This window comes from Shimia sp. FJ5 (genome assembly GCF_032918335.1).
GTDB classification, from domain to species: Bacteria; Pseudomonadota; Alphaproteobacteria; order Rhodobacterales; family Rhodobacteraceae; genus Shimia; species Shimia aestuarii_A.
The window spans coordinates 146,547-172,440 of the sequence record NZ_JAWJUV010000002.1 but is presented as its reverse complement, the minus strand read 5'-3'; the positions used below and the strand labels follow the sequence as shown (position 1 = coordinate 172,440).

The window sequence follows — 25,894 nt, the reverse complement described above, 5'->3', positions numbered from 1 at the left end:
GAGGACAATTTACTGCTTGGCATGCTCTGCCCCCGCCACTAGCGTTCCGCCAAAAGAGGAGCGCGCATGTCCGATCACGTCACAACCCATCAGGCCGAAGAAGACGCCCGCAACGAAGAGATCTTGATCTTCCTCAACGGTCGGATTGTTCCCAAGGCCGAAGCTGTGGTGAGCGTCTATGACTCAGGCTTCATGCTTGGCGATGGCGTTTGGGAGGGGCTGCGCCTCTATGATGGACATTGGGCCTTTCTTGACGAGCATATGGATCGCCTCTTTGAAGCGGCCAAAGCAATTGACCTCGACATTGGCATGACGCCCGCCAGCATGGTGCAGGCCCTCGAGGAGACGCGCGTCGCGAATGACATGACGACTGATGCCCATGCGCGGCTCATGGTGACGCGCGGCGTCAAATCCCGGCCGTTCCAACACCCCGGCCTCTCTCAAAAGGGGCCGACCGTGACCATCATCATGGAACATTCGCGCCCCTCGATCCCGCGACCGATCCGTCTCGCGACTGTGCCGCATATCCGTGGCCTACCCATGACGCAGGATCCTAAGCTGAATTCGCATTCCAAGCTGAACTGTATCCTAGCGTGCATCGCCGCCGAAAAGGCTGGAGCGGATGAGGGGCTGATGCTCGATGTGAATGGTTTCGTGAACACGACCAATGCCTGCAATTTCTTCATCGTCCGCAAAGGCGAGGTTTGGACCTCAACCGGCGACTACTGCATGAACGGTATCACTCGGCAGAAAGTCATCGACGTGTGCCGTGCCGACGGTATCCCGGTGTTCGAGAGGAACTACTCTCTCGTCGATACCTATGGCGCAGACGAGGCATTCCTGACAGGGACGTTCGGCGCCCAGACTCCCGTGAGCGAGATCGACGGTCGCCCGATCGGCTCTGGTGAAATGGGCCCAATGACCGAACGTATCCGCGCCCTTTATAAGGCTCTGGTTGAAGATAGCGCCGCGCGGGCCTGAAGATCTGCACGGACGCAATACCGACGTAATACCGACGCGATACAGACAGGGGTCTTTTGATGAGAATTGCCATGTGGTCCGGGCCGCGAAACCTCTCGACGGCGATGATGTATGCCTTCGGAAACCGCCCCGATTGCGCCGTCGTGGACGAGCCGTTCTACGCTGCCTACCTTGCCATGACCGGCCTCGAGCATCCCATGCGCGACGAGATTATGGCCTCGCAATCACAAGACCCCGGCGCCGTAATCCGATCTTTGGTTGGTCCGATGCCGGATGGAAAAAGCGTTTTCTATCAAAAGCATATGGCGCAGCATATGATCCCGGGCGTTGCCCGCGATTGGATCAAGGACTGCGTCAATGTCTTCCTGATCCGCCATCCCGCCCGCGTCATCGCAAGCTATGCCGCCAAACGTGAGAACCCGGTGCTAGACGATATCGGCTTCCGCCAGCAGGCCGAGCTCTATGATGAAGCGCTTGCATGGGGCGGAAAGCCTGTCGTCATCGATAGCCACGACATCCGCGAGAACCCTCGCGGTATGCTAAAAAATCTATGTGATTCCATAGGCTTAGGCTTTGATTCCGCCATGCTAAATTGGCCGTCTGGCGGCCACAAGGATGATGGTGTCTGGGCCTCGCACTGGTATGCCGCCGTCTGGAACTCAACCGGCTTCGCCGACGCCGAAGGCCCTCTCCCCGAGGTGCCGGATGCGCTGCAAGATGTTCTCGCTGAGGCGATGCCGTATTACGAAAAGCTAAAAGCCGTAAAGCTCTAAGTGTCTGAAAAAGCGACTATTTCAAGAGTTGACCAAGCTTCATCGCGACGCCCATATCGCCCGAAACCTTGAGCTTGCCCATCATGACGCCCGTCATCGGGTTGAGCTTTCCGGTTAGGAGTTTCACGAGGTTGTCCTCGGAAATACGGATCGTGCAATCCGTCTCTTGATCCTCAAGTCCTGCGGTCCCATCGGCCAGAACCACAACCCCATCGTCCCCGCAATCAAACTTCAAAGATCCATCAAACGCTTTGTTTTCAAGCTCTTGCTGCATCTTCGCGACGATCTGTTCAAGCATGGTTGGCTCCTGAAATGAAAAACCCGCCCAAGAAGTAGGCGGGTCTATCCAATCTCTCAACGGTGACGTGGCAGGAGCCTTAGCCCTTATTGCGACGGTCCCGCATGGCCAGCAACCGAAGTCGCAGCGCGTTCAACTTGATGAAGCCCGCCGCATCCTTCTGATCGTAGGCGCCAGCATCATCTTCGAAGGTCACATGTTCCTCGGAATAAAGGGAATTTTCCGACCAGCGACCAACAGTCGATGCGAGACCCTTATAGAGGCGCACGCGCACTGTGCCAGAGACATACTCCTGCGACTTATCGATCGCCGCCTGAAGCATCTCGCGCTCCGGGCTGTACCAGAAGCCATTGTAGATCAGCTCGGCATATTGCGGCATGAGTTGATCTTTAAGGTGCATCGCCCCGCGATCCATCGTGATCGACTCGATCCCGCGATGCGCCTCGATGAGGATCGTCCCGCCCGGCGTCTCATAGATGCCGCGCGATTTCATGCCAACGAACCGCCCCTCGACAAGGTCAAGGCGACCGATACCGTGCTTACGGCCATACTCGTTCAGGGCGGTGAGCATGGTTGCCGGGCTCATCGCCTCGCCATTGATCGCAACCGGGTCGCCTTTTTCGAACGTGATTTCAATGTATTCCGGGGTGTCGGGCGCTTCTTCCGGATGCACGGTGCGCTGATACACATAGTCGGGCGCCATCTCTGCCGGGTCCTCGAGAACTTTGCCTTCGGAGGAGGTGTGCAGGAGGTTCGCGTCGACGGAGAACGGTGCCTCGCCGCGTTTGTCTTTTGCGATCGGGATCTGGTTCTGCTCGGCGAAGTCCAGAAGCTTGGTGCGCGAGGTCAGGTCCCATTCACGCCAAGGCGCGATGACCTTGATGTCCGGGTTCAGCGCATAAGCCGCGAGCTCGAACCGAACTTGGTCATTGCCTTTGCCAGTCGCGCCATGCGCCACGGCATCCGCACCAGTTTCTTCTGCAATCTCGATGAGACGCTTTGAGATAAGCGGACGCGCAATCGACGTTCCAAGAAGATAGAGGCCCTCATATTGGGCATTTGCGCGGAACATCGGGAAGACGAAATCGCGCACGAACTCTTCGCGGATGTCTTCGATGTAGATATTCTCGGGCTTGATCCCAAGAAGCTCGGCCTTCTTGCGTGCCGGCTCGAGCTCTTCGCCCTGACCGAGGTCTGCGGTGAACGTAACAACTTCGCAGTCATACTCGGTCTGGAGCCATTTGAGAATGATCGAGGTATCAAGGCCGCCGGAATAGGCCAGGACAACTTTCTTGGGCGCGGACATGACGAGTTCCCTTCATACGTATATCGCAGGCGCGATACCGGGTTTTCAGGGGTAGGGCAAGCAGGGGTAAGGGAATCCTGTGCCATTTCACGCGTCTCGAGTGCTTCATCTGGACAAACCTTGCTCGAAGACCTCTTTTGATTGCTCATAGCAGGCCTCCAGGGCAACGAGGTCAACTTCGCTTCCGGTGGCTTCAGTAGCCGCGGTTTCCCCTGCCTGACACAGCGTCGAGAAACTCTGAAATCCGAGGTTGAGCGCGCTTCCTTTCAGGAAGTGGAGATGCGCCGCTAGCTCTTCATTTGTTTGGTGAGTCCGAAGGCGCCCGATACCTTCTTCGACTTCTTCGAGGAATATCTCAACAACCTCTCCGAAATCGTCTTCTCCGATTTCACCACGCAGTTCGTCAATGCGCCGCCAATCAATCATATCTTGTTCCTCTCGTTCGCCCGATCTTGGCCTGCAAGCAGTTAATAAAAATCGAACAAACAAGATCCTGCAATGAACCGATCTTGAGAGATTGTTTAGAACAACGTTCTAGCTTCTGGCCATTCGTTAGAGATGATTTGGGGCCAAAGGTGTAGAGTGCAGCAGGTTTCGCAGAAGACACCAGACGCTGAAGTAGAGGCAAAAGCGATCCAGAGGGTCTTGCTCGTTGATGATAGTCGACTGCAACGACGAATTCTGAGCGCATCTCTTCAACGCGAAGGGTACGAAGTACTTGAGGCAGATACGGGCGAAGAAGCGCTCGAAATTTGTCGTCAGTCACCACCTGACCTTGTCTTGAGCGACTGGGTCATGCCGAAAATGGACGGGTTGGAATTCTGTCGCGCTTTTCGGTCTCTTTCGCGGGATCACTATGGCTATTTCATTCTCCTCACGTCGAAGAGCGAGAAGGCCGAAGTTGTGAGGGGGCTTGAGAGCGGTGCTGATGATTTCCTAAGCAAACCGGTTAACGCTCATGAACTGCGCGCTCGCATTAGCGCCGGTGAGCGCATCCTCAAGATGCAGCGGGAACTGACCCAGAAAAACCGAGTTATCTCTGAAACGCTCGACGAACTGCGCCGCCTATATGACTCTCTCGACAACGATCTCATTGAAGCGAAGAAGCTTCAGCAGTCTTTGGTGCGAGAGCGATTCAAGGACTTCGGAACCGGCGCGGCGTCTCTGATGTTACATTCCAGCGGTCACGTCGGAGGCGATCTAGTTGGTCACTATCGCATCAGTGACCACAAGATTGGGCTCTACTCGATCGATGTATCCGGGCATGGTGTGAGCTCGGCGCTCGTAACGGCGAGACTGGCGGGATATCTTTCCTCCTCGTCACCGGAGCAGAATATCGCGCTCAAAGCTTTGCCAGGTGGAGGCCATACTTATTTGTCCCCATCTGAGGTCATCGCGCATCTCAACGGAATAGTGTTCTCGGATATGGAGACCGAGCATTACTTCACAATGCTTCTCGCATTGATCGACCTTCGAAGCGGTGTCGTAGAGATGGCGCAAGCGGGCCACCCACACCCCGTTGTTCTACGTCATGGGGGGCAACTTGAGGAGGTCGGGAGAGGGGGGCTGCCAGTTGGCCTTATTGAAGGGGCAAAGTTTGAAGATTTCGAGACGAAATTGGAGTCGGGAGAGAGGTTGCTCATACTATCGGACGGCGTGATTGAGTGCCCAGATGAGGATGGACAACTACTTGGAGAGGACGGGCTGGCCGCCTTGCTTGCAGACCTCAGAGATCAGCCAACCGAGAGCTTGCTCGAAACACTTCACTGGCGCCTTGATGCGTTGAGCGGCGGTAAGGGTTTGCCAGACGATGTTTCGGGCATTCTTTTTGAGTATCGCGGGCCGTGGATCTAACCGGCAAGGAGATCGGCAAAGTGTCGATCGCCGGAGTTGCCTAGAATATCTCGTGCGACTTCAAGCGGAACCCATTTGGCGCTATGCAAGGGCTCGCTTGGAGGCCCAAGCCGCCTTCCCGGTTCGGCCAGATAGATAGAGCACAACTTCTCGGCCCAGAGATCGTACTCGGGCATGTAGACAAAGCGACGAAACGCTCCGAGCCGACGCGGCCGGGCGATTGTCCAGCCTGTTTCCTCATAGACCTCGCGATGCAGAGCGGTAAGCGGTGACTCGCCCTTGTCGATTCCGCCGCCTGGGAGCTGCAGCTCAGGTTCAGGTTCTTCCTGAAAGGTCACAAGCAAATCGGCACCGTCTCGGATCAGGGCATAGACCCCCGGACGTAGGGTATATTTCTTGTCGGTTCGCGGGGGGCTTCCAAATCGGCGGATCACGGTTATCTCACTTCTGTTCGCCTTGTGGGCTACTTGTTGACAAGGTATGGCAAGAAAAAGCTTCTGAGGAAACCAATGACTCTTGGCAACAAAATCGCTTGGGACGACACGGTTCTCCCATTCCAACTTGACCGTTCCGATATTCGCGGACGGGTCGCGCGCCTTGATGGTGTGCTCGATGGTGTATTGAAACAACACGCCTACCCACCGCAAGTCGAAGCGCTTGTCGCGGAAATGGCACTTCTGACATCGTTGATTGGGCAGACAATCAAACTGCGCTGGAAGCTCTCGCTTCAGGTGCAGTCGAACGGACCAGTTCGAATGATCGCGACAGACTACTTCGGACCGGAGAAGGAGGGCGAACCCGCACGCATTCGAGCCTATGCGAGCTACGATGAGGATCGGCTTACGGACGGTAGCCCGTTTGATCAGGTTGGTAGTGGCTATTTTGCGATCATGATCGACCAAGGGAAGGGAATGGCACCTTATCAGGGCATCACCCCCTTGGCCGGTGGTTCGATCAAAGCTTGCGCAGAAGCCTATTTCGCTCAGTCAGAGCAACTCGCTACACGGTTTGCCCTCCGTTTCGGGAAATCGCAGGAACCCGGCTCGCCAGAGACTTGGCGTGCGGGTGGGATCATGCTTCAGCATATGCCGAAAGCATCGATCGGTGCGACAGAAGAGGGTGGAAGTGGCGAGGACGGACTTCTTGCCGTTTCTGATATCCTCGACGGGGATGAAGAAGAGAATTGGAACCGTGCCAATATTCTCCTCGATTCCGTTGAGGATTTGGAGATGATTGGGCCGTCTGTCACGCCAACGCAGCTCTTGTTGCGTCTATTCCACGAAGAAGCACCGCGAGTGTTTGACTCACAGCCAGTTAAGTTTGGTTGCACGTGTTCGGAAGATCGGGTGCGCCAGAGCCTGTCGATCTATTCGGCGAAAGACATTGAGAAGATGACGACGCCGGAGGGGTGGGTCACGGCTGATTGCCAGTTCTGTGGAGCGCATTACTCGCTTGATCCAAAGACTGTTGGTTTCGAGGCGGAAGAGGCAAAGGGTGACTGAGATCAGGGAAAGGCTTTTGAGGGCGTTGTTGTGTGAGAGCGCCTCTTCCTCTGATTTCGACTTGAATCCCGATATTGCGCTCCCCGAGAACCGCACTCTGAGGCCGGCAGGTGTGTTGGTTGCGGTAGAGATGAAAGGCGATGTCCCCCATGTGATCCTCACAAAGAGGGCCTCGCATCTAAAGCACCACCCCGGACAGATCGCGTTCCCTGGTGGAAAGCAAGATGAAGGCGATCATGACGTGACCGCAGCAGCCTTGAGAGAGGCTTGGGAAGAGGTAGGTCTGCCAACAGAGAATGTTGAGGTTCTTGGACTATTACCCTCACACGAAACCGTGACGAGCTTCATGGTGACGCCGGTGATTGGCTTGGTGAGGTCTCCCTTCGAGCCTCGGGCAGAGGTGGGCGAGGTTGAAGAAATCTTCCGCGTGCCGCTTGATCAGGTTGTGAATAGCCGTTTCTACTCGACGCAATCCCGTCGATGGCGAGGTCGACAACGCTTGTACTTCACCGTTCCTTACGGCCCCTACTATATTTGGGGCGCGACCGCGCGTATCTTGCGAGGCCTCGCAGAGAGGATGGAGCAGTGACACAGATCGACGGACCTTGGCTTGAGAGCAGTCATACGCAGCGTGTTTGCACCATGTTGACGAGCGCAGGCTACCAAGCGCTGTTCGTCGGAGGGTGTGTCCGCAATGCGCTCTACAATACGGACGTGAACGATATAGATATCGCCACGGACGCACGCCCGCAGAAGGTCCTCGCGCTTGCAAAAGAAACGGGTCTCAACGCGATTCCGACGGGTATTGATCACGGGACAATCACCGTCGTTTGCGACCATGAGCCTTTCGAGATCACGACATTCCGCAAGGACGTTGAAACAGATGGACGTCGGGCGGTTGTGGCTTTCTCCGAGGATGTGGAAGACGACGCGCGGCGACGAGATTTTACCATGAACGCGATCTATGCGCGTCCGAACGGCGAGGTGGTTGATCCTCTGGGCGGGCTGGAAGACCTCCGGGCGCGGCGGGTGCGGTTTATTGATGATGCGGACCAGAGAATTCGCGAAGACTATCTTCGAATCCTCCGGTTCTTCCGCTTCCATGCGTTTTACGGTGATCGAGACAATGGAATGGATGCAGACGCGCTTGCAGCGATTGCGGCGAATTCTTCAGGAATCGAAACGCTTTCAAATGAACGCATCGGTACGGAGATGCTCAAGCTTCTATCGGCATCCGATCCAGCGCCTTCGGTCGCAGCAATGCGCGCGTGCGGAGCGCTGGGTTGGATTTTTTCGGGGGCGGATGACCGTGCCCTTGCGCCGTTGGTACACCTAGAAGCTCTTGTCGAAGCTGACGTTGATCCAATACGCCGCCTAGCTGCGCTCGGCGGTCAGGACGTCGAAGAGGCACTTCGGTTATCGAAGAAAGCCTCGAAACGCCTTGCCGAGTATCGAAACGGCGTCGCTTTGGGGGCTGGTCCGGCAGAACTTGGGTATCGCTACGGTGTCGAAAGGGCGCTATCGATCATACTCTTGCGTTCGGCTTTGTTGGAAACACCGATGCCAGAGGATTGCGTGTCAGATATCGGGCGAGGTGCCGGATCTGTCTTTCCGATTCAACCCGCGGATCTAATGCCGTCTTACGAGGGTGCCGCGCTTGGACGCGAGTTGAAGAAGCTAGAGGCGTTGTGGGTGCAGTCCGACTTTACGCTTGGCAGAACGGAACTTCTTTCTGTGTGAAAGGAAAATCATGCCGGAATTCTTGATTGAGAGAGTTGGGCACCAAGGCGATGGCATCGCGGCGGGTCCGGTTTTTGCATTTCAGACCTTGCCTGGTGAAAAGGTAAGTGGAGATTTGCAGGGGAACCGTCTTGAAGGGGTGAAGATCGTTGAGCCCTCCGCCGAACGTGTTCGCCCTCCTTGCCGCCACTTCAAGAGTTGCGGTGGCTGCCAGATGCAACATGCGAGCGATGATTTCGTTGCAAGCTGGAAGACCGAGATCGTTAAGACGGCGCTTAGGGCGCATGGACTTGAAACCAACATTCTTCCAATCAAAACATCGCCGGCGCACTCAAGAAGGCGCGTTGTGCTTTCTGCACGCAGGACAAAAAAAGGGGCAACGTCCGGGTTTCATCAGCGAAGCAGCGACGTGATCGTTGAGGTTCCGGACTGCCAGCTTATTCCTGAAAAACTCTTGCCCGCGGTAGAAGCGGCGAAGCGGCTTACAATGGTTGGTGCAAGCCGCAAGGCAGAGCTCTCGGTGACGGCTACACTTTCAGTCGCGGGTATCGATATCGCAGTCACGGGAGGAAAGCCCCTCGATGGACCATTGCATACGTTACTTGCGCAAGAGGCAGAGCGATCGGATCTGGCGCGGTTGTCATGGGGCGACGACGTTGTGGTGACGCGGCATCCGCCAGTGCAGAAATTCGGCAACGCAGATGTTGTCCCTCCTTTTGGAGCTTTTCTTCAGGCAACGCTTGAAGGCGAGGCGGCGCTTGTCGAAGCGGTTCGGGACGCAATTGGGAACGAGGGAAAGCGCGGGATAGATCTCTTTGCTGGTTGTGGGACTTTTACCCTTCCTCTGGCGTCTTCATTTGAGATGCATGCCGTTGAGGGCGAGGCTCAAATGCTGCACTCCCTCGATCAGGGCTGGCGCCAAGCTCTCGAAATGAAGCGCGTCACAACCGAAGCGCGGGATTTGTTTCGCAACCCGATCTTGGCGGAAGATCTACGTTATGACTTCGCGGTGATAGATCCACCACGAGCAGGCGCAGAAGCGCAGGTGCGAGAGTTGGCGAAAACCGATCTGCGAACCATAGCGTTTGTGTCATGCAACCCGGTGACCTTTGCGCGTGATGCCGAGATCTTGTGCAAGGCTGGCTATGCATTGGAATGGATCCAAGTGGTGGATCAATTCCGCTGGTCCACACATGTAGAGCTTGCGGCGAAGTTCGTGCGCGGTTAGCAAAACACCCAAGGATAGCGAACAGGATCAATAGGGCTTGGTATGATGCGATTTACGGCAGTCTTGATGCTTGTACTGGCTGCAGTTGGTCTCAGCGGCTGTGCGTCGAAGTTCAAGACATACAACGGGCCAGAAGTTACCCGCGTGCTTGTCTACAAAGAGAACCGAAAAATGTACCTAATGCACAACGAAGAGGTGCTCGCGTCATATGAAATCGGCCTAGGTTTCGCGCCAGTGGGGGATAAAGAAATCGAAGGAGATGGCAAGACGCCGGAGGGCGACTACGTCATCGACCGCCGCAATCCGAATAGTGAGTTTCATCTCTCGATAGGTGTCTCATATCCGAATGATGAAGACAGAGAGAACGCCAAGGCGCTTGGCAAACGTCCCGGCGGGGATATCTTCATTCACGGTCGACCCTGGAAGTACAGGTCCGGCGGTCAGGATTGGACAGCAGGGTGTATCGCTGTCACCAACGACGAAATCGAAGACATCTACGCGATGGTGCGAAACGGTACGTTGATTTCGATTTATCCGTGAACCATCGGCGCCGCGTCTGAGCGCCCAGTGACAAGTGTCCACCAGATCTTGCCGCTTGCTTCTTGGAACCAAGCAAAGCCAATTTCTTGAGCTTCTGGATTCATGATCACGGCGCGCGTGTCTTCCTGAGCAAGCCACGCTTCGAGGGTCAGGAGTTCGCTTTCATAGGTCTCTGAGATGTTTTCGCCCATGAAACGGCCCTCATAGCCAACGCGCTTAACCCGCTGGATCGGAGAGGAGCCATCTGACCCGAAATGCCAAGGGCGATTCTGGATGGACATATCGCGCGAGTGTGTAGCCGCCGAAGCGTTAAGTTTCGCGTTGAAGGCGAGAGGCGCTGCGCCAGCGGCTTGCCGTAAGGCGTTGATAGAGTCGAGAACGCGATACTGCACCTTAGCTGTGCTGTTTGAAGAAATCCGATACTGGCTCGCGCCGGAATACCCCCCGCCACCAGCATCACATCCTGCCAGCAAAAGTACGGAAGCAAACACAATGGAAATCAGTCGCGTCATATCTATCTCACCACTACACTCTGAAACCCCTCTACCTTAGCCGACGTTGCTTTGAAAACCCACTTAAGCGTGACTTTGCCAAATGCGGCGTGTTTGGATTGCGACTGAGGCATTCTGGCAATAACGTGCTTAGGCACACGCGTTCTAGAGATCAGCAGAGGACTGACATGACCTTCAATGCAAATGATCGTCTTGGTCGTCGCGCCTTTTTGGCGACAGGCGCCGCCTTTCTTAGCGCACCAGCCATTGCTCAGACCGGAAGTTCGACTACGGAAGTCGAAGGTGATTTGAGTGAATCGGTGGTGCGCAACATTTCGAGCTTCCGGTCTTTGGATTGGCAGCCTTACTTCTCGTCGCTTCGCAACGGTGCGATCCTCGTGGATGTGACCTCCCGCGCGCTGCACTATTGGTCGGCGGATGGAGAAACCTACAAGCTTTATCCGTCGTCAGTACCTTTGACCGAGGATTTAACACGGCGCGGGCGGACAAGTGTGGTTCGCAAGGTCGAAGGGCCAAGCTGGCGCCCGACACCCGCGATGCAGAAGCGCAACCCTGAATGGCCGGACTATGTCCCGCCGGGACCAGATAATCCGCTTGGAACGCATGCGCTCTACCTTGGATGGACCTACTACCGCATCCACGGAACACATGATACGCGCAAGATCGGGCGGCGTTCTTCGAATGGCTGCATCGGGCTCTATAATGAGCATATTGCGGAGCTGTTTGGTATGGCCAAGGTCGGGACGCAAGTGTTGCTAATTTGACGACATTTTGTTTTTCGCGAGGCACTTCTGTGTATCTTAGGTTTGCATTTACAGCGCATTGCTGTTTACAAAAAGATACGAGGTAAGTCTTGGGTGCTTGTCGTCGTCCTCAAACTGTGGCGGCAAGCTTATTTCTGGAGGATAACATGAAAAAACTCGTTCTCGCTGCTGCTCTGACCGCCGCTGCTTCGACCGCTTTTGCTGGCTCGATGGCAGATCCCGTTGTTGAGCCGCCGGTTGTGGAAGAAGCAGCAAGCTCCTCGAGCTCGGCTGTTTGGGTTCCGCTTCTGCTGATCGCTCTCGTGGCAGCAGCTGCATCGTAATCCAACGATACAGTTAAGATTGGAAAAGGCGGAGCAATTGCTCCGCCTTTTTCGTTTCGGCTACCGGGCTAGACTAGTCGAGCCAACCTTTGAGATTGTCCTGAATGATCTCAGACAGCGCAGCGATGTGATCCGCTTCATCATTGAGGCAAGGTATATAGGTGAATTCTTCCCCACCCGCTTCCTCGAAGCTCTCTTTGATTTCCTCGTTGATCTCTTCAAGCGTTTCGATGCAGTCAGCAGAGAATGCGGGCGCCGCAACTGCAATGCGCTTCTTACCTTCTTCTTTTGCAATCCGCGCAACTTCTTCGACAGTGTAAGGGCGAAGCCAATCTTCTGGGCCAAACTGCGACTGGAAGGTCGTGCGGATCTCTGTTTTCTCCCAGCCCAATCGCTCTTGGACGAGTCGGGTCGTCTTCTGGCACTGACAATGATAGGGGTCGCCTTCCATCAAGTAGCGCTTCGGCATCCCATGATATGACATGATGAGAAGCTCTGGACGGTTCTCGACGGCCGCATAGGCGCGCTCAATTGATTTCGCCAGTGCGTCGATATAGGTCGGATTGTCGAAATAGGCTGGAACGGTGCGCACCGCTGGCTGCCATTTCTCATCCATGAGTGCTCTGAAGAATTGGTCATTGGCAGTCGCGGAAGTGGCGCCTGCATATTGTGGGTAAAGCGGGAAAAAGACGATTCGCTCACAGCCAGCAGCTACCATTTCGCGCACTTTGGATTTGGTTGAGGGATTGCCGTAACGCATACAGAAATCCACGATCACCTGATCGCCGTACCGTTCTTTCATAGCGTCTGAGATCTTGGCGGTTTGGTCCTTTGTGATGATCATGAGGGGGCTTTCATCCCGATCATGGTTCCAGATCGACTTGTAGGCCTCACCACTCGAGAATGGTCGTTTGGTGAGAATGATCGCTTGCAAAATGGGCTGCCATTTCCACGCGGGGTAATCGATGACCCTCTTGTCCGAGAGGAATTCGTTCAGATATCGACGCATCGGCCAGTAAGTATAGGAATCCGGCGTGCCAAGATTGGCCAGCAAGACGCCAGTTTTCCCGCGCGCCACTTTGGGATGGTCAGCGGGGCTATTTTCAGGGCGGGTCGCGTTGGCTTCCATGCGGTATTCCTTCGTTTCAGAGCGGCGTTCGAGACCTAGCGCACGGGCGCTTCCTGTCAATCCTTCAAGGGCCTTTCTGCGACTCCAAGTGCATCTGCCAGCCTTTGCTGCGCGCTTCCGGGACGCAGTGGTTTCGGTTGGCTCGCGTCCGGCGCCCATCCCGTCAAGAACACTAGCTCGAACGTGGCGGGTATCCTTCCGTTCTCCATGAAGGACTGAGCGTAAACTTCGGAGGTTCGAAAGAAGATCTCGCGCCTAGAGAAGGACTTAAGCCGATGGGATAGGGCATTGCCTTCGCCCATTTCCCTGAGTTCTCGAAAGAGGTGCCAAGGCGTTTCATAGGTCACTTTTAAGGGCACAGTATCTGCGACGGGAAGTGCGAAACCACCTCGCTGTAGCAAGCTGCCTAGGTCGCGTAGCTCTGCCATCGGAGCAACCCTAGGTGACAGCCCTCCCGTAATTTCAGATTCTGATTGAGCGAGCGACGCACGCAATTCGTGGAGAGTCTGGCCACCGAAGGTCACACACATGAAAAGGCCATCGCTTTCTAGCGCTCGGCGGCATTGGATGATCTGACCCACAGGATCGTTTGCCCAATGCAAGCAAAGCGCATGGACGATAAGATCATAGCGACCTTCTTCAAGATCCAATATCTCTTCGTCGCTCACGATATGTACGTTCGGGGCGAGCCGCGCCCAGATCTCGGGGAACGCCGTGATGACAGCGACTTTTGTAAAGCCTTTGTTTACCAAAGTGAGTCGATCCTGAACTTCTTCTAGCGCGACGGCCTGTAGAAACAAGCTGTCGGCGTCTGGGACACGGTTTCTTTGGCGGTTCAACGCTACGCGATCCGTCATTTCGGGAACACTGCTCATGGAGTGGACAATAGGGGCATGCTCGCGAAGTTTCAAACGGCGCTTCATCTTCTTTTCCCGCCGCGCTGTGTTGGATGCGGTGATTTGGTGGAGAGCGATTTTGGCCTTTGTGGGCCTTGCTGGCGCGAGACGCCGTTCGCCGGGGGCTTGGTCTGTGAGAAATGCGGAATCCCAGTGCATGGACAAGAAGATCAAGCACCGGTCCTTTGTGATGATTGCCTTCGATACGAACGCCCTTGGAGCCATGGTCGAACAGCGCTCCTTTACCGAGACAATGGACGCAAGCTGGTGCTCGCGATCAAGCACGGAGATCGATATGACGTGGTGCGTCCAGCTGCGCGTTGGCTTGCTCTTGCGGCGAAACCACTCCTTTGCAAGCTTGATGATCAGATCCTGATTGCACCGGTGCCGCTTCATCGATCAAGGTTGTTCAAGAGGCGCTTCAATCAGTCGGCACTGTTGGCGCGGGCGTTGGCGAGAAGTCTGAACAAGCCATATTGTCTTGACCTCCTACATCGCCCGACCGTGTCTGGAAACATGCGCGGTTTGGATCACGGGGAACGCTTCGCGAAGATGCAGGGTTCAATGGTTGTGAACCCCAAACGGACAGGTGTCGTGAGAGACAGGACGGTCCTGATTGTTGATGATGTGATGACGTCGGGAGCGACGCTTTCGGCAGCAACACTTGCTGCTTTTGACGCCGGAGCTCGCGATGTTCAGACCGTAACACTGGCGCGTGTTGCAAAGAATGACTAATTCCCTGACAACCAATATTGAAAAGTTCGGGGTGTGAAACATGAAAGACGTAGAAATCTACACGAGTCCTCTCTGTGGGTTTTGCCATGCAGCAAAACGACTGCTGAAGATGAAGGGCATAGAATTCCATGAGATTGACGTATGGAGCTCCCCTGACCGCAAACCCGAGATGATCGAACGTGCCAATGGTGCCCATACCGTTCCCCAGGTCTTCATTGGGGAGGTGCACGTCGGTGGGTGTGATGAACTTTACGCGCTCGAGCGTGAGGGCAAACTTGACCCACTACTGGCGAAGTAAGAAATGCACGCCGCTCTTCTCCAGATCACGTCTTCAGACGATCCAGCAGAAAACCTGAAAGCTGTGCGCGATCTGGTTCGCGAAGCAGTGGGGGAAGGCGCAGAAATTGTCTGCACTCCTGAGGTCACAAACTGCCTCTCCACAAGTCGCACACATCAGAAGGCAATATTGCACCACGAGGCAGATGACCCATCCCTCGTTGCACTCTGTGAGATTGCAAGTGAGATGAAGATCTGGCTCTTCATCGGATCGCTCGCTCTCAAGACTCACGATGGAGATGGCCGCTTTGCCAACCGTTCCTTCGTGCTCAACCCCGAAGGCAGAATTGTCGCACGTTATGACAAGATCCACATGTTCGATGTGGATGTCAGCAAAGAGGAAACATACCGAGAGTCAGACGGGTATCGACCTGGAACCGAGGCCCGGATCGTCAGGACTCCGTTTGGGTGTTTTGGGCTTAGCATCTGCTATGATGTGCGCTTTCCGCATCTGTACCGCGCGTTGGCACAGGCGGGTGCGGAGGTGCTCATGGTGCCTGCCGCTTTCTCTCATGTGACGGGCGCAGCCCATTGGCATACGCTCTTGCGAGCGCGGGCAATAGAAACCGGGTGTTTTGTTGTCGCGGCAGCGCAGACAGGCACGCATCCCGCCTCACACGGAGCCAAACGTAAGACCTATGGTCATAGTCTTGTCGTCGCACCCTGGGGAGAGATCCTTGCGGACGGCGGTACGGATCCGGGTATAACTTACGTGGATATTGATCTCAAAGAAGTCGAAAGCGCCCGTCGGCGAGTGCCTTCGTTGAGCCATGACCGGAGTTTCGAGGGCCCCTGAATGAATGACTCCAATGCTCTTGCGATCTCGCTTTTTGGCGAGATTCTCATGTCTGAACAACTCGCGCGCTCTCGGCTAACGCGCGCGTTACCGAAAGGCATGGAGCTGTCGCATTTCTCTGTTCTGAACCATCTGGCGCCACCGGGGGCGGAGCGCAGCCCGGCGCAGCTTGCGAAGGCCTTCCATGTCACGCGCGGCGCGATGACAAACACGCTGAGCAAGCTCGAGCTCGCAGGGTATATCCATGTGCGCCCGGATTGGGATGACGCTAGAAGGAAGATTGTCGGCATAAGTCCTGCGGGACGGCGCGCACGCGACGAAGCCTTGGCCGGAATCGCGCCGGTTATCACGGAAATTGTTGATGAAATCGGGGAAGAGCGGGTGCGTGCGGCCCTTCCGATCCTGCGTGAGCTCCGTATTCGCCTCAATAGGCCAGAATAAACTCTAGGTCGGTTTCCGGCTCGCTGTTACGTAGTTCACACTTAGATCTTTGTCAGAGATCGACCATGACCAAGTCACCGGGTTGAACACCATACCCTTCCGGTCAATCGGGGAGACCCCCGATTTGTCGAGCAAATTGCAAAGTTCGTCGGGTGTGATGAACTTGTGCCACTCGTGTGTTCCTTTGGGAAGCCAGCGCATGACGTACTCCGCACCAAGAATGGCGACGGCAAAACTCTTAGGATTTCGATTGATCGTCGAGCAGATGTGGAGGCCGCCTGGCTTTAGAAGCGTCTGGCATGCGGTCAGGTAAGACAATGGGTCGGCAACATGCTCAACAACTTCCATGTTGAGCACGACATCGAACGTCTCACCAATTTCTGCCAGCGCCTCGGCTGTTGTGTGTCGATAGTCGATGTCTAACCCTGACTGTGCAGCGTGGACTTGCGCGACAGGGATATTTCCAGCTGCGGCGTCAGCACCAACAACAGTGGCGCCCAGCCTCGCCATAGGTTCGCTCAACAGTCCACCGCCACAGCCAATATCGAGAAGTCTTAGCCCTTCGAAGGGCAAATGGGTTCCGAGATCTCTGTCAAATTCTGTCGCGATCTGCTTGGAAATATAGTCCAAGCGGCAGGGGTTGAGCATGTGAAGGGGTTTGAATTTCCCCTTCGGATCCCACCATTCTGCGGCCATAGCTTCGAACTTCGCAACTTCCGCGGGGTCGACAGTCGTGTGAGACGGTTGCATTCTGAACTCCATGTGCTCATGTGGGCCGCCTAACCTATATAGGACGGAAATGGACAAAAACTCGGGCCAAAAGCGCGCAGTACATTACCTCTATCCTCCGGTCGAACCGTTTGACCAGAGGGTGCTTGATATGGGGGATGGGCACCGGGTCTATTTTGAACAGTCCGGAAACCCAACTGGGCTTCCTGTACTCGTCGTGCATGGTGGTCCTGGTGGAGGCAGCAGCCCCGCAATGCGGCGGTATTTTGATCCTGAAGTCTACAGAGTCATTCTTTTCGACCAGCGCGGCTGCGGCAAATCTCGGCCGCATGCAGAAATCGAGAACAACACAACTTGGCACCTTGTTTCTGATATGGAGCGTATCAGGAACGAGGTAGATATACCCAGCTGGATCGTGTTTGGCGGTAGCTGGGGCGCGACGTTATCGCTGATATACGCTCAGACACACCCCGATCGAGTTTCTCACCTTGTTCTGCGGGGTGTCTTCTTGATGCAGCAATCCGAACTTGATTGGTTTTATGCTGGGGGAGCAGGTAAATTTTGGCCGGAACCATGGGAAAGGTTTGTCTCTCTGATACCAGAGGAAGAACGGGCTGACCTTATCGAAGCCTATGCCAAGCGCCTCTTTAGCGGGCATCGATCAACTGAGATTCGGTATGCGCAAGCCTGGGCGAAATGGGAGAACGCGCTCGCTTCGGTGCACTCCGCGGGCTACGGAGGAGAGGCGCCGCCAGACTATGCCCGCGCCTTCTCACGGCTCGAGAACCACTATTTCCGCAATGCTGGCTTCCTCTCGGAGGATGGTCAGATTCTGAAAGACATGGACCGTATTCAGCACATTCCTGGGATCATTGTGCAGGGGCGGTATGATATGATCTGCCCACCTCACACTGCCTATCAACTTGCGCAACGTTGGCGGCGCGCCGACCTGCGTATGGTTCGAAATGCGGGACATGCCTTGTCGGAACCGGGGATAAGTGCAGAGCTCGTTCGAGTGATGGACCAGATCGCAATTTCAGCCTCGTGAAGTAATTTCGTTAATTTTCAGCACCTTACATTTTTTGAGATAAATGGTTTACAGAGGCGCTGCACCGGTTACCCTTAAGGGAAAGAGAAAAACAACAGGTGAGGGCCCGTGGCCTCAATCTTAAAAATCATCGCTCAACGTCTCGCGCTGGGCATCTTGACGATGTTTGTCGTGTCCGTCGTCATCTTCACAGCCGTTAATCTTCTTCCAGGCGATTTCGCGGAAGCCATTCTTGGGCAAGGCGCAACGCCCGAAGCTGTGGAGGCAATTCGCAAGGATCTTGGCCTCGATCAGCACCCGGTCAGGCGATACATCAGCTGGCTCTCCGGTGCAGTGCAAGGTGATCTCGGAAATAGCTTTGCTCAAGCCAACTTCGCCGCTTTTGTCGGAACGGATACAGGTTCGGGGCTTTCGTCGGTTGCAACGCAGATTGCTCCACGATTTGAGAACACGATGTTCCTTGCTGGTGTGACCGCCCTATTTGCAGTGCCGGTCTCGCTCACGCTCGGAATTCTGGCTGCGCTCTATAGGAATTCGGTCTTTGATCGCGCGACGAATATTATGACGTTGTCGTCGATATCGTCACCTGAGTTCTTCCTTGCTTATATCCTGATTCTTTTCTTGGCGGTCATGAACCCCATCCTGCCCTCGCTTTCGAATATCTATGAAGGAATGGCGCTTGGAGAGCGGTTCACGAAAACGTTGCTGCCTGCTTTGACGCTGACGCTTGTGGTGACAGCGCACATGATGCGAATGACGCGTGCTGCGATTATCAACCTCTTGGCTTCACCATACATTGAGATGGCGCGGCTGAAGGGGATTTCGCCGCTTCGGATCATCGTCAAGCATGCTCTGCCGAATGCACTTGCACCAATCATCAACGTGATCGCGTTGAACCTCGCCTATCTCATTACGGGTGTCGTCGTGGTCGAGGTTGTTTTTGTCTATCCCGGGATCGGGCAGCTTTTCGTTGATAGCGTGAAAATCCGTGACATCCCGGTTGTTCAGGCCTGCTGCCTGATCTTTGCTGGGGCCTACATTCTGCTGAACCTGACAGCGGATGTGCTATCCATACTTTCCAATCCGCGACTGAGGCATCCGAAATGAGCACTTTGATGTCTATCGCCCTTATTCTCATCGGATTGCTTGGCGCAGGCTGGCTACTCCGTTTTGTTGGACAACGTCTCACCGGGAACAAACCCTTCTTTCGAGACATGGCGCTTGGCGTGGCATTCGGCTACGTATTTGGCGCTCTGGTGCTGGTCTGGTTGGTCTGGGCCTATATTCAATCCCACTCTGCGGACGCGACGACCGCGAACAACTTCTTTTTTCTCGGGAAGGCGGTAGAGGGGTTCATGATCTTCGCTGTTGCGGCGTTTTTCTTCCGCCTGTTGGGGCGTCACATCGGGCCAGATGCGTCGCGCAAGATCTTCCGGTCTATGCCGCTGACAGCGAGCTTTGGTGTCTTGGTGATCCTGATTTACGCGTTTGTTGCGATCTTCGCCGCGTGGCTTGCACCTTATGGGCAAGAGGAAGTCCTTTCTTCAGCGAATATCGTGCCAGGAGGAAACCCTGCGATCGGAGGCAATCCGGATTTTCCTTTGGGTACTGATCAAATCGGACGGGACATCATGTCTCGCTTGATCTTCGGAGCGCAGAATACCGTTGGTATCGCTTTTGCAACGACCTGCCTTGCCTTCTTCATCGGCGGAACGCTCGGCTTTCTTGCGGCGACTCTTCAGGGGTGGCTCGACCAACTTCTGTCTCGTGGCGTTGATGTGCTCATGGCTATTCCGTCTCTGATCTTCGCGCTTCTCTTGATGACCATCGCGAGTGCTTGGGCGGGGTCCGAGAAAGGACTGCTGACCTACTACATGATCTTGATTATTGCTGTGATTGATTCCACGCGCGTCTTCCGCCTTGCGCGGGCGGTGGGTCTTAATATCGTTGTCATGGACTACATCGAGGCGGCGAAGCTTCGCGGCGAGGGTCTTGGGTATCTGATTTTCCGAGAAATCCTGCCGAATGCCTATGCGCCGCTCCTTGCAGAGTTTGGGCTTCGGTTCTGCTTTGTGTTCCTCACCATCGCTTCGTTGTCCTTTCTCGGGGTTGGTATTCAGCCTCCGACGGCAGACTGGGGTACGATGGTGCGCGATCTCGCACAGTTCATCAACTTCGCAGGGTTTGCTCCGCAAGTTGCGAGCGCGCCGCTTCTCGCCGCCGGTGCAATCGCGCTTCTGACGGTGGCAGTGAATTTCGTCGTGGACTGGATGCTCCACAAATCTTCTGGCCTGAAGGAATGAGGGGTATCACGCATGGTTGAGACACTGCTCAAAGTCCGCGGTCTGAAGATCGAAGGCCGAAGTGATGAAACATGGTCGCCGATCGTCAACGGGATTGACCTTGATCTATGCAAAGGCGAAGTCCTTGGCCTCATCGGTGAATCCGGTGCGGGTAAATCAACGGTTGGTCTTGCTTCGATGGGGTTCACGCGGGATGGCTGTCGGATATCGGCGGGGAGCGTCGAGTTTGATGGGATTGATCTCGTACAAGCCGCGGCAAGCACAAAGCGCGATCTCCTCGGGAGACGAATTGCGTATGTGGCGCAATCTGCCGCGGCGAGCTTCAACCCGGCGCATCGATTGATCGACCAACACACGGAGGCACCTGTTCAACATGGTGTCATGTCACGTAGTGATAGCGAAGCGGACGGTGTCGAGCTCTATCGGAAACTGAGATTGCCCAACCCCGAAGAGATTGGATTTCGGTATCCACACCAGGTCTCAGGGGGACAACTGCAGCGCGCTATGACGGCGATGGCCATGTCATGCCGTCCGGATATGATCATTTTCGATGAACCGACCACCGCGCTTGATGTGACAACGCAGATCGAGGTCTTGGCAAGTATTCGTAAGATCGTGGAAGAGTTCGATACCGCGGCGATCTACATTACCCACGATCTCGCAGTTGTCGCGCAGATGGCGGATAAGATCAAAGTCTTGCTCAAGGGAGATGAGGTCGAAGAGGCGGAAACCCGAGAGATGCTCGCGCATCCCAAAGAAGACTACACCAAATCGCTGTGGGCTGTGCGTAGTTTCAAGAGGCCACAAAAGCCCGCCGTACAATCAACCTCCGTGCCCGTGGTTTCTGTGCAGAACGTGACCGCAGCTTATGGCAAGGTTCCCGTCCTACATGATGTGAGCTTTGATATGCACGCAGGCCGGACAGTAGCAGTCGTGGGGGAGTCCGGCTCGGGAAAATCTACGACCGCGCGTTGTATCACCGGTCTGCTGCCGCCGGTGCAGGGACAGATCGAGCTTGATGGCATTCCGCTGCCAGCGGACTATCGGAAGCGCGACAAGTCGCAACTGCGTCAAGTGCAGATGATTTACCAGATGGCGGATACGGCGCTTAACCCACGCAAGACAATTGGAGAGCTGATCGGTCGCCCTGTTCAGTTCTACATGGGCCTCACCGGTTCGGATCGTCGTCGTCGTGTTGAGCAGTTGCTTGAGGAGATAGAGCTCGAACCGTCACAATACTACAACCGGTTGCCGTCAGAGCTTTCAGGTGGTCAGAAGCAGAGGATTGGTATCGCGCGAGCGCTCGCCGCCGAACCGAAGTTCATTATTTGCGACGAAGTTACTTCGGCGCTCGATCAACTGGTGGCTGAAGGAATTCTAAAGCTTTTGGCGCGTCTTCAGGATGAATTGAACCTGACCTACATGTTCATTACCCATGACCTCGCAACCGTGCGCTCCATCGCTGATGAGGTTGTGGTCATGAAAGAGGGTCGGGTCGTCGAGCAGGGCCTCAAAGAGGACATGTTCCGCCCACCGCACCATCCCTACACAGACCTCTTGTTGAGCTCTGTGCCGGAAATGGATCCCGATTGGCTCACCAATCTGCTCAATGAGCGGGGAGTTGATAACATCGGAGACGCAGCAATTGATAAGATGGAAAACGAATCACCCGTTTGAAGCGGGGACGAAACAACAAGGGAGATCAAATATGACACGTATTAGTAGACGCGGCCTTCTCAAGACGGGCGCAGCAGCCAGTGTTCTTGCTGCCACCGGTATGCCGCTCATGGCCGCTCCGAAACGTGGAGGCCGTCTCCGCGCTGGTCTGAGCGGAGCAAACACGTCTGACAGTTGGGATGGGCGTACGCATTCTGACCTTTTCATGATCGCTTCGGCTCAGGGCGCTGTGTTCGACAGCCTGACCGAGGTGGCACCGAATGGTTCGCTCCGTGGTGAATTGGCAGAAAGCTGGGAAGCCAGCGCAGACGCCAAGACCTGGACATTCAACCTTCGCAAGGGCGTCAAGTTCCACAATGGCAAAGACTTTGGTGCCGATGATGTGATCGAGTCGCTGAATATCCACGTGGCAGAAGGCGCTAAATCAGCGGCGAAACCCATCGTTTCGTCGATTGTCGAGACGAAGAAGATCACAGACCACCAGGTTCAATTCACGCTTGAAGCCGGCAACGCTGACTTCCCATACCTCATGTCGGACTATCATATCCTCATGTATCCGGCAGGCATGATCGAAGAAGCCATCGCAAAAGGCATCGGCACCGGCCTATACGCCGTTCAGTCCTTCGAGCCGGGCGTGCGCATGGTCGCGAAGCGCGTCGATGATCACTATAAAGGTGACACCGCCGGTTTCTTTGACGAGATCGAGTATATTGCGATCAACGACACGACCGCACGCATGAACGCTCTTCTGACCGGCCAGGTCGATGCGATCAACCGAATCGACTTCAAGACCGAGGCGCTTTTGAAGGCGAACCCGAACACTCGTATTCAGGAAGTGACCGGCAACCAACAATACACGTTCCCGATGCTTTCCAAGACCGCGCCGTTCGACGATGTGAACGTGCGCCGCGCCTTGAAGTACGGCATCAACCGCCAAGAAATGGTCGATAAGATCCTGCTTGGACATGGTCAGGTCGGCAATGATACGCCCATTGGGCCGGCCAACCAGTACTATGCCAGCGATCTAGAGCAGCTTTCTTACGATCCCGACAAGGCAAGCTTCTACTTGAAAGAGGCGGGGCTTTCATCGCTTGATATCGATCTGTCCGCATCGAACGCGGCGTTTGAGGGCGCGGTAGATGCGGCACAGCTCTATCAATCTTCGGCCAAGGGCGCGGGGATCAACATCAATGTCGTCCAAGAGCCCGCGGACGGCTATTGGTCCAACGTTTGGCTCAAGAAGCCTTGGTGTGCGTGTTACTGGTCTGGTCGTGCGACCGAAGACTGGATGTTCTCGACTGCTTATGAAGCAGGGGCTCCGTGGAATGACTCTCAGTGGGATCACCCGCGCTTCCAGGAACTTCTTATCACCGCGCGTGCCGAGCTCGATTCGAACAAGCGTCGTGACCAGTATCGTGAGATGCAGGAAATTCTGCGGACAGATGGCGCTGTCATCATTCCGATGTTCGCCAACTATGTGCAGGCTCTGTCCAACAAGGTTGGAACGCCTGAAACCGTCGGCAACCTTTGGCAAATGGACAATGGCCGCATGGCCGAACGTTGGTGGATGTCCTAACGCCAATCAGAATTACCAACAAAAGCGCCCCGAATTTCGGGGCGCTTTCTTATTGCACTTGCGGATTCCCTTCACCGCGCGTATATGCCTTCTCAACAGCGGTGCGAAGGGGCTTGGCTCCAACGCCCCACCGGAAAACGCAACGGGCCGCTGGCCCGTTTTTTTGTGTTTGGAAGATGCGATGAGTGACCTGATTGCCAAAGCCGCGATTGATCGCAAACTTGCTGAGATCGTCGCCCCGATCATTGATGATATGGGGTTCGAACTCGTGCGTTTGCGTCTCATGGGTGGCAATACCAAGACGCTACAGATCATGGCGGAACGCCCTGATGGCGGTATTGAAGTCGATGAATGCGCGGAAATCTCGAATGCGGTTAGCGCAGCGCTCGACGTCGAGGATCCGCTTGTCGACTCGTATGTGCTCGAGGTGGGTAGCCCCGGCATCGATCGCCCTCTGACCCGCCTCAAGGATTTTGATACCTTTGAGGGCTACGAGGCCAAGCTTGAGACCGCGGAATTGATCGAAGGCCGTAAGCGCTTTAAGGGTGTTCTGGCTGGTGTCGAAGGCGAAGAAGTGCTCGTGAATATCGAGCAGAATGGCGAAACAGTCACCGTCGGATTGCAATTCGACTGGCTCGCTGATGCCAAGCTCACAATGACAGACGAGCTTATCAAGGAAATGCTCCGTCAGCGCAAAGCTGCGGGGACACTGAACGAAGACCAATTTGACGAGATTGAAACCGAAACCGGTTCCGAGGAGGACTGAGAATGGCGATTACCTCTGCAAACCAGCTTGAGCTTTTGCAAACCGCCGAGGCTGTTGCGCGCGAAAAGATGATCGACCCGTCGCTGGTCGTGGAGGCGATGGAAGAGTCGCTCGCCCGCGCCGCCAAGTCGCGCTACGGCGCAGAGATGGACATTCGTGTCAGCATTGATCGCAAGACTGGCAAGGCGACCTTCACGCGGGTGCGGACTGTTGTTGAGGACGATGAACTCGAGAATTATCAGGCCGAGTTTACCGTCGATCAGGCGAAGCAGTATCTTGAAGACCCCAAGGTCGGTGATCAGTTCATCGAAGAAGTCCCACCGGTTGAAATGGGCCGTATCGCGGCGCAATCGGCGAAACAGGTCATTCTTCAGAAAGTGCGTGAAGCAGAGCGCGATCGCCAGTTCGAGGAATTCAAGGATCGTGCCGGTACGATTATCAACGGTGTTGTGAAGCGCGAAGAGTATGGCAATGTGATCGTTGATGTCGGTCGCGGCGAAGGTATCCTGCGCCGCAATGAAAAGATCGGTCGCGAGAGCTACCGTCCGAACGATCGCATCCGTTGCTATATCAAAGATGTTCGCCGCGAGACCCGCGGTCCGCAGATCTTCCTTTCGCGCACGGCGCCGGAATTCATGGCTGAGCTCTTCAAGATGGAAGTGCCGGAGATCTATGACGGCATCATCGAGATCAAGGCCGTCGCACGCGATCCGGGTTCGCGCGCAAAGATCGCCGTGATTTCCTATGATGGCTCGATCGATCCGGTTGGTGCCTGTGTCGGTATGCGCGGGTCGCGTGTTCAGGCGGTCGTAAATGAGCTTCAGGGCGAAAAGATCGACATCATTCCTTGGAACGAAGATCAACCGACATTCCTTGTAAACGCGCTTCAACCCGCAGAGGTTTCGAAGGTGGTTCTCGATGAAGAGGCAGGCAAGATCGAAGTCGTCGTTCCTGACGAGCAGCTTTCGCTCGCCATCGGCCGTCGGGGTCAGAACGTGCGCCTTGCGTCGCAACTGACAGCTCTCGACATCGACATCATGACCGAAGCAGAAGAGTCCGAGCGTCGCCAGAAAGAGTTCGAAGAGCGTACTAAGCTCTTCATGGATACGCTCGATCTTGACGAGTTCTTTGCTCAGCTTCTGGTCTCCGAAGGTTTCTCGAACCTTGAGGAAGTTGCCTACGTCGAGATCGACGAACTCCTCGTGATTGATGGTGTCGACGAAGATACAGCTGCCGAGCTTCAAGCGCGCGCGAGAGACTTCATCGAAGAGCAGAACCGCAAAGCGCTGGAAGCAGCGCGAGAACTCGGTGTCGAGGATAGTCTGGTTGAATTCGAAGGCCTGACGCCCCAAATGATTGAAGCACTGGCCAAGGACGGCGTTCTGACGCTTGAGGACTTCGCCACTTGCGCAGACTGGGAGCTTGCTGGCGGTTGGACCACTTCTGAGGGTGAGCGTATCAAGGACGATGGCATTCTCGAGCCCTTCGGTCTCTCATTGGAAGAGGCGCAGGACTTTGTGATGACTGCACGTATCATCTTGGGTTGGGTCGATCCGGCCGAACTCGCTGCAGATGAAGAAGCAGAGGAAGACGTCACAGAAACCGAGGAGGCCGAAGCCTGAGTTCGGGCTTCGGATTGAC

At 55.3% G+C, this 25,894-nt stretch carries 29 protein-coding genes and 1 pseudogene; 22 read left to right on the top strand and 8 right to left on the bottom strand.

Annotated elements, in window-relative coordinates; genetic code table 11:
- Positions 1-66 precede the first annotated feature (66 nt).
- Complete coding sequence (locus R1W01_RS07390) at positions 67-981, top strand: D-amino acid aminotransferase (protein WP_297754773.1); 915 nt, start codon at positions 67-69, stop codon at positions 979-981.
- Between the two features lie 59 nt (positions 982-1,040).
- The gene (locus R1W01_RS07385) at positions 1,041-1,754 is read left to right on the top strand and encodes an HAD family hydrolase (protein WP_297754776.1); all 714 of its coding nucleotides are present in this window, start codon (positions 1,041-1,043) and stop codon (positions 1,752-1,754) included.
- Positions 1,755-1,770: 16 nt separating this feature from the next.
- Here R1W01_RS07385 and R1W01_RS07380 read toward each other — a convergent pair whose 3' ends face one another.
- From R1W01_RS07380 to R1W01_RS07370, 3 genes are all read right to left on the bottom strand, one after another.
- Positions 1,771-2,052, bottom strand: coding sequence for an SCP2 sterol-binding domain-containing protein (locus R1W01_RS07380; protein ID WP_243613468.1), 282 nt, complete (start codon positions 2,050-2,052; stop codon positions 1,771-1,773).
- Between the two features lie 79 nt (positions 2,053-2,131).
- Positions 2,132-3,358: an argininosuccinate synthase gene (locus R1W01_RS07375; RefSeq protein ID WP_243613469.1), complete on the bottom strand. Its 1,227-nt coding sequence runs from the start codon at positions 3,356-3,358 to the stop codon at positions 2,132-2,134.
- A gap of 105 nt (positions 3,359-3,463) precedes the next feature.
- Complete coding sequence (locus R1W01_RS07370) at positions 3,464-3,784, bottom strand: Hpt domain-containing protein (RefSeq protein WP_297754779.1); 321 nt, start codon at positions 3,782-3,784, stop codon at positions 3,464-3,466.
- A gap of 156 nt (positions 3,785-3,940) precedes the next feature.
- Here R1W01_RS07370 and R1W01_RS07365 point away from each other — a divergent pair, with 156 nt between their 5' ends.
- Positions 3,941-5,212 carry a PP2C family protein-serine/threonine phosphatase gene (locus R1W01_RS07365; protein ID WP_297754782.1) on the top strand — a complete coding sequence of 424 codons (1,272 nt, stop codon included), beginning with the start codon at positions 3,941-3,943 and terminating at the stop codon, positions 5,210-5,212.
- Here the strand turns inward: R1W01_RS07365 and R1W01_RS07360 are convergent.
- Positions 5,209-5,646 carry an NUDIX hydrolase gene (locus tag R1W01_RS07360; protein ID WP_297754785.1) on the bottom strand — a complete coding sequence of 146 codons (438 nt, stop codon included), beginning with the start codon at positions 5,644-5,646 and terminating at the stop codon, positions 5,209-5,211. The two genes, R1W01_RS07365 and R1W01_RS07360, sit on opposite strands and share 4 nt — an antisense overlap.
- A gap of 75 nt (positions 5,647-5,721) precedes the next feature.
- On the opposite strand from R1W01_RS07360, the gene R1W01_RS07355 reads away from it, so the two are divergent.
- The 5 genes from R1W01_RS07355 to R1W01_RS07335 are packed head-to-tail and all read left to right on the top strand — an operon-like array spanning position 5,722 to position 10,222.
- The gene (locus R1W01_RS07355) at positions 5,722-6,714 is read left to right on the top strand and encodes an Hsp33 family molecular chaperone HslO (protein ID WP_297754787.1); all 993 of its coding nucleotides are present in this window, start codon (positions 5,722-5,724) and stop codon (positions 6,712-6,714) included.
- A complete protein-coding gene (locus R1W01_RS07350) occupies positions 6,707-7,303 on the top strand; it encodes a CoA pyrophosphatase (RefSeq protein WP_297754790.1) in 597 nt (198 codons plus the stop codon). The genes R1W01_RS07355 and R1W01_RS07350 overlap by 8 nt, the downstream gene beginning before the upstream one ends.
- Positions 7,300-8,454 (top strand): CCA tRNA nucleotidyltransferase, encoded by a 1,155-nt coding sequence (locus R1W01_RS07345; protein WP_411028150.1) that lies wholly within the window; start codon positions 7,300-7,302, stop codon positions 8,452-8,454. Before R1W01_RS07350 ends, R1W01_RS07345 begins: the two co-directional genes overlap by 4 nt.
- 10 nt (positions 8,455-8,464) lie before the next feature.
- Complete coding sequence (locus R1W01_RS07340) at positions 8,465-9,682, top strand: class I SAM-dependent RNA methyltransferase (RefSeq protein ID WP_297754796.1); 1,218 nt, start codon at positions 8,465-8,467, stop codon at positions 9,680-9,682.
- 45 nt (positions 9,683-9,727) lie between these two features.
- Positions 9,728-10,222 (top strand): murein L,D-transpeptidase family protein, encoded by a 495-nt coding sequence (locus tag R1W01_RS07335; protein WP_297755180.1) that lies wholly within the window; start codon positions 9,728-9,730, stop codon positions 10,220-10,222.
- Here R1W01_RS07335 and R1W01_RS07330 read toward each other — a convergent pair.
- The gene (locus tag R1W01_RS07330) at positions 10,213-10,734 is read right to left on the bottom strand and encodes a CAP domain-containing protein (protein ID WP_243613477.1); all 522 of its coding nucleotides are present in this window, start codon (positions 10,732-10,734) and stop codon (positions 10,213-10,215) included. The two genes, R1W01_RS07335 and R1W01_RS07330, sit on opposite strands and share 10 nt — an antisense overlap.
- Before the next feature lie 167 nt (positions 10,735-10,901).
- Here R1W01_RS07330 and R1W01_RS07325 point away from each other — a divergent pair, with 167 nt between their 5' ends.
- Together R1W01_RS07325 and R1W01_RS07320 are read left to right on the top strand one after the other, a co-directional pair.
- Positions 10,902-11,498: a L,D-transpeptidase gene (locus R1W01_RS07325; protein ID WP_297754802.1), complete on the top strand. Its 597-nt coding sequence runs from the start codon at positions 10,902-10,904 to the stop codon at positions 11,496-11,498.
- 146 nt (positions 11,499-11,644) lie between these two features.
- Complete coding sequence (locus R1W01_RS07320; RefSeq protein ID WP_243613479.1) at positions 11,645-11,821, top strand: hypothetical protein; 177 nt, start codon at positions 11,645-11,647, stop codon at positions 11,819-11,821.
- Between the two features lie 73 nt (positions 11,822-11,894).
- Here R1W01_RS07320 and hemH read toward each other — a convergent pair whose 3' ends face one another.
- Together hemH and R1W01_RS07310 are read right to left on the bottom strand one after the other, a co-directional pair.
- Entirely contained in the window at positions 11,895-12,950 is a 1,056-nt protein-coding gene (gene hemH / locus R1W01_RS07315) for a ferrochelatase (protein ID WP_297755183.1), read from the bottom strand.
- A gap of 56 nt (positions 12,951-13,006) precedes the next feature.
- Entirely contained in the window at positions 13,007-13,807 is an 801-nt protein-coding gene (locus R1W01_RS07310) for a methyltransferase domain-containing protein (protein WP_317275227.1), read from the bottom strand.
- A 36-nt stretch (positions 13,808-13,843) separates the two neighbouring features.
- Between R1W01_RS07310 and R1W01_RS07305 the strand changes: the two are divergent.
- The 5 genes and pseudogenes from R1W01_RS07305 to R1W01_RS07285 form a co-directional block, all read left to right on the top strand.
- Positions 13,844-13,987 (top strand): annotated as a pseudogene (locus tag R1W01_RS07305) (double zinc ribbon domain-containing protein); the annotation flags it as partial.
- A gap of 126 nt (positions 13,988-14,113) precedes the next feature.
- On the top strand, positions 14,114-14,581 hold the full coding sequence (locus tag R1W01_RS07300; RefSeq protein WP_317275226.1) for a ComF family protein: 468 nt from the start codon (positions 14,114-14,116) through the stop codon (positions 14,579-14,581).
- Between the two features lie 40 nt (positions 14,582-14,621).
- Complete coding sequence (gene grxC / locus R1W01_RS07295) at positions 14,622-14,879, top strand: glutaredoxin 3 (protein WP_243613482.1); 258 nt, start codon at positions 14,622-14,624, stop codon at positions 14,877-14,879.
- Between the two features lie 3 nt (positions 14,880-14,882).
- Complete coding sequence (locus R1W01_RS07290; RefSeq protein WP_297754814.1) at positions 14,883-15,713, top strand: carbon-nitrogen hydrolase family protein; 831 nt, start codon at positions 14,883-14,885, stop codon at positions 15,711-15,713.
- Positions 15,714-16,154, top strand: a complete 441-nt coding sequence (locus R1W01_RS07285; RefSeq protein ID WP_243613484.1) for a MarR family winged helix-turn-helix transcriptional regulator — start codon at positions 15,714-15,716, stop codon at positions 16,152-16,154.
- A gap of 3 nt (positions 16,155-16,157) precedes the next feature.
- On the opposite strand, the gene ubiG is transcribed toward R1W01_RS07285, so the two are convergent.
- Positions 16,158-16,904 (bottom strand): bifunctional 2-polyprenyl-6-hydroxyphenol methylase/3-demethylubiquinol 3-O-methyltransferase UbiG, encoded by a 747-nt coding sequence (gene ubiG, locus R1W01_RS07280; RefSeq protein ID WP_297755186.1) that lies wholly within the window; start codon positions 16,902-16,904, stop codon positions 16,158-16,160.
- 49 nt (positions 16,905-16,953) lie between these two features.
- On the opposite strand from ubiG, the gene pip reads away from it, so the two are divergent.
- The 7 genes from pip (at position 16,954) to nusA (ending at position 25,875) form a co-directional block, all read left to right on the top strand.
- Positions 16,954-17,931 (top strand): prolyl aminopeptidase, encoded by a 978-nt coding sequence (gene pip, locus R1W01_RS07275; protein WP_243613486.1) that lies wholly within the window; start codon positions 16,954-16,956, stop codon positions 17,929-17,931.
- Positions 17,932-18,039: 108 nt separating this feature from the next.
- The gene (locus R1W01_RS07270) at positions 18,040-19,038 is read left to right on the top strand and encodes an ABC transporter permease (protein ID WP_243613487.1); all 999 of its coding nucleotides are present in this window, start codon (positions 18,040-18,042) and stop codon (positions 19,036-19,038) included.
- Positions 19,039-19,046: 8 nt separating this feature from the next.
- Positions 19,047-20,234 carry an ABC transporter permease gene (locus tag R1W01_RS07265; RefSeq protein WP_297754820.1) on the top strand — a complete coding sequence of 396 codons (1,188 nt, stop codon included), beginning with the start codon at positions 19,047-19,049 and terminating at the stop codon, positions 20,232-20,234.
- A gap of 12 nt (positions 20,235-20,246) precedes the next feature.
- Positions 20,247-21,911, top strand: coding sequence for an ABC transporter ATP-binding protein (locus R1W01_RS07260; protein WP_297754824.1), 1,665 nt, complete (start codon positions 20,247-20,249; stop codon positions 21,909-21,911).
- Positions 21,912-21,942: 31 nt separating this feature from the next.
- Positions 21,943-23,487, top strand: coding sequence for an ABC transporter substrate-binding protein (locus tag R1W01_RS07255; RefSeq protein WP_297754827.1), 1,545 nt, complete (start codon positions 21,943-21,945; stop codon positions 23,485-23,487).
- Between the two features lie 181 nt (positions 23,488-23,668).
- Positions 23,669-24,253 (top strand): ribosome maturation factor RimP, encoded by a 585-nt coding sequence (gene rimP, locus R1W01_RS07250; RefSeq protein WP_297754830.1) that lies wholly within the window; start codon positions 23,669-23,671, stop codon positions 24,251-24,253.
- Between the two features lie 2 nt (positions 24,254-24,255).
- The gene (gene nusA / locus R1W01_RS07245) at positions 24,256-25,875 is read left to right on the top strand and encodes a transcription termination factor NusA (RefSeq protein ID WP_297754833.1); all 1,620 of its coding nucleotides are present in this window, start codon (positions 24,256-24,258) and stop codon (positions 25,873-25,875) included.
- Positions 25,876-25,894 lie beyond the last annotated feature (19 nt).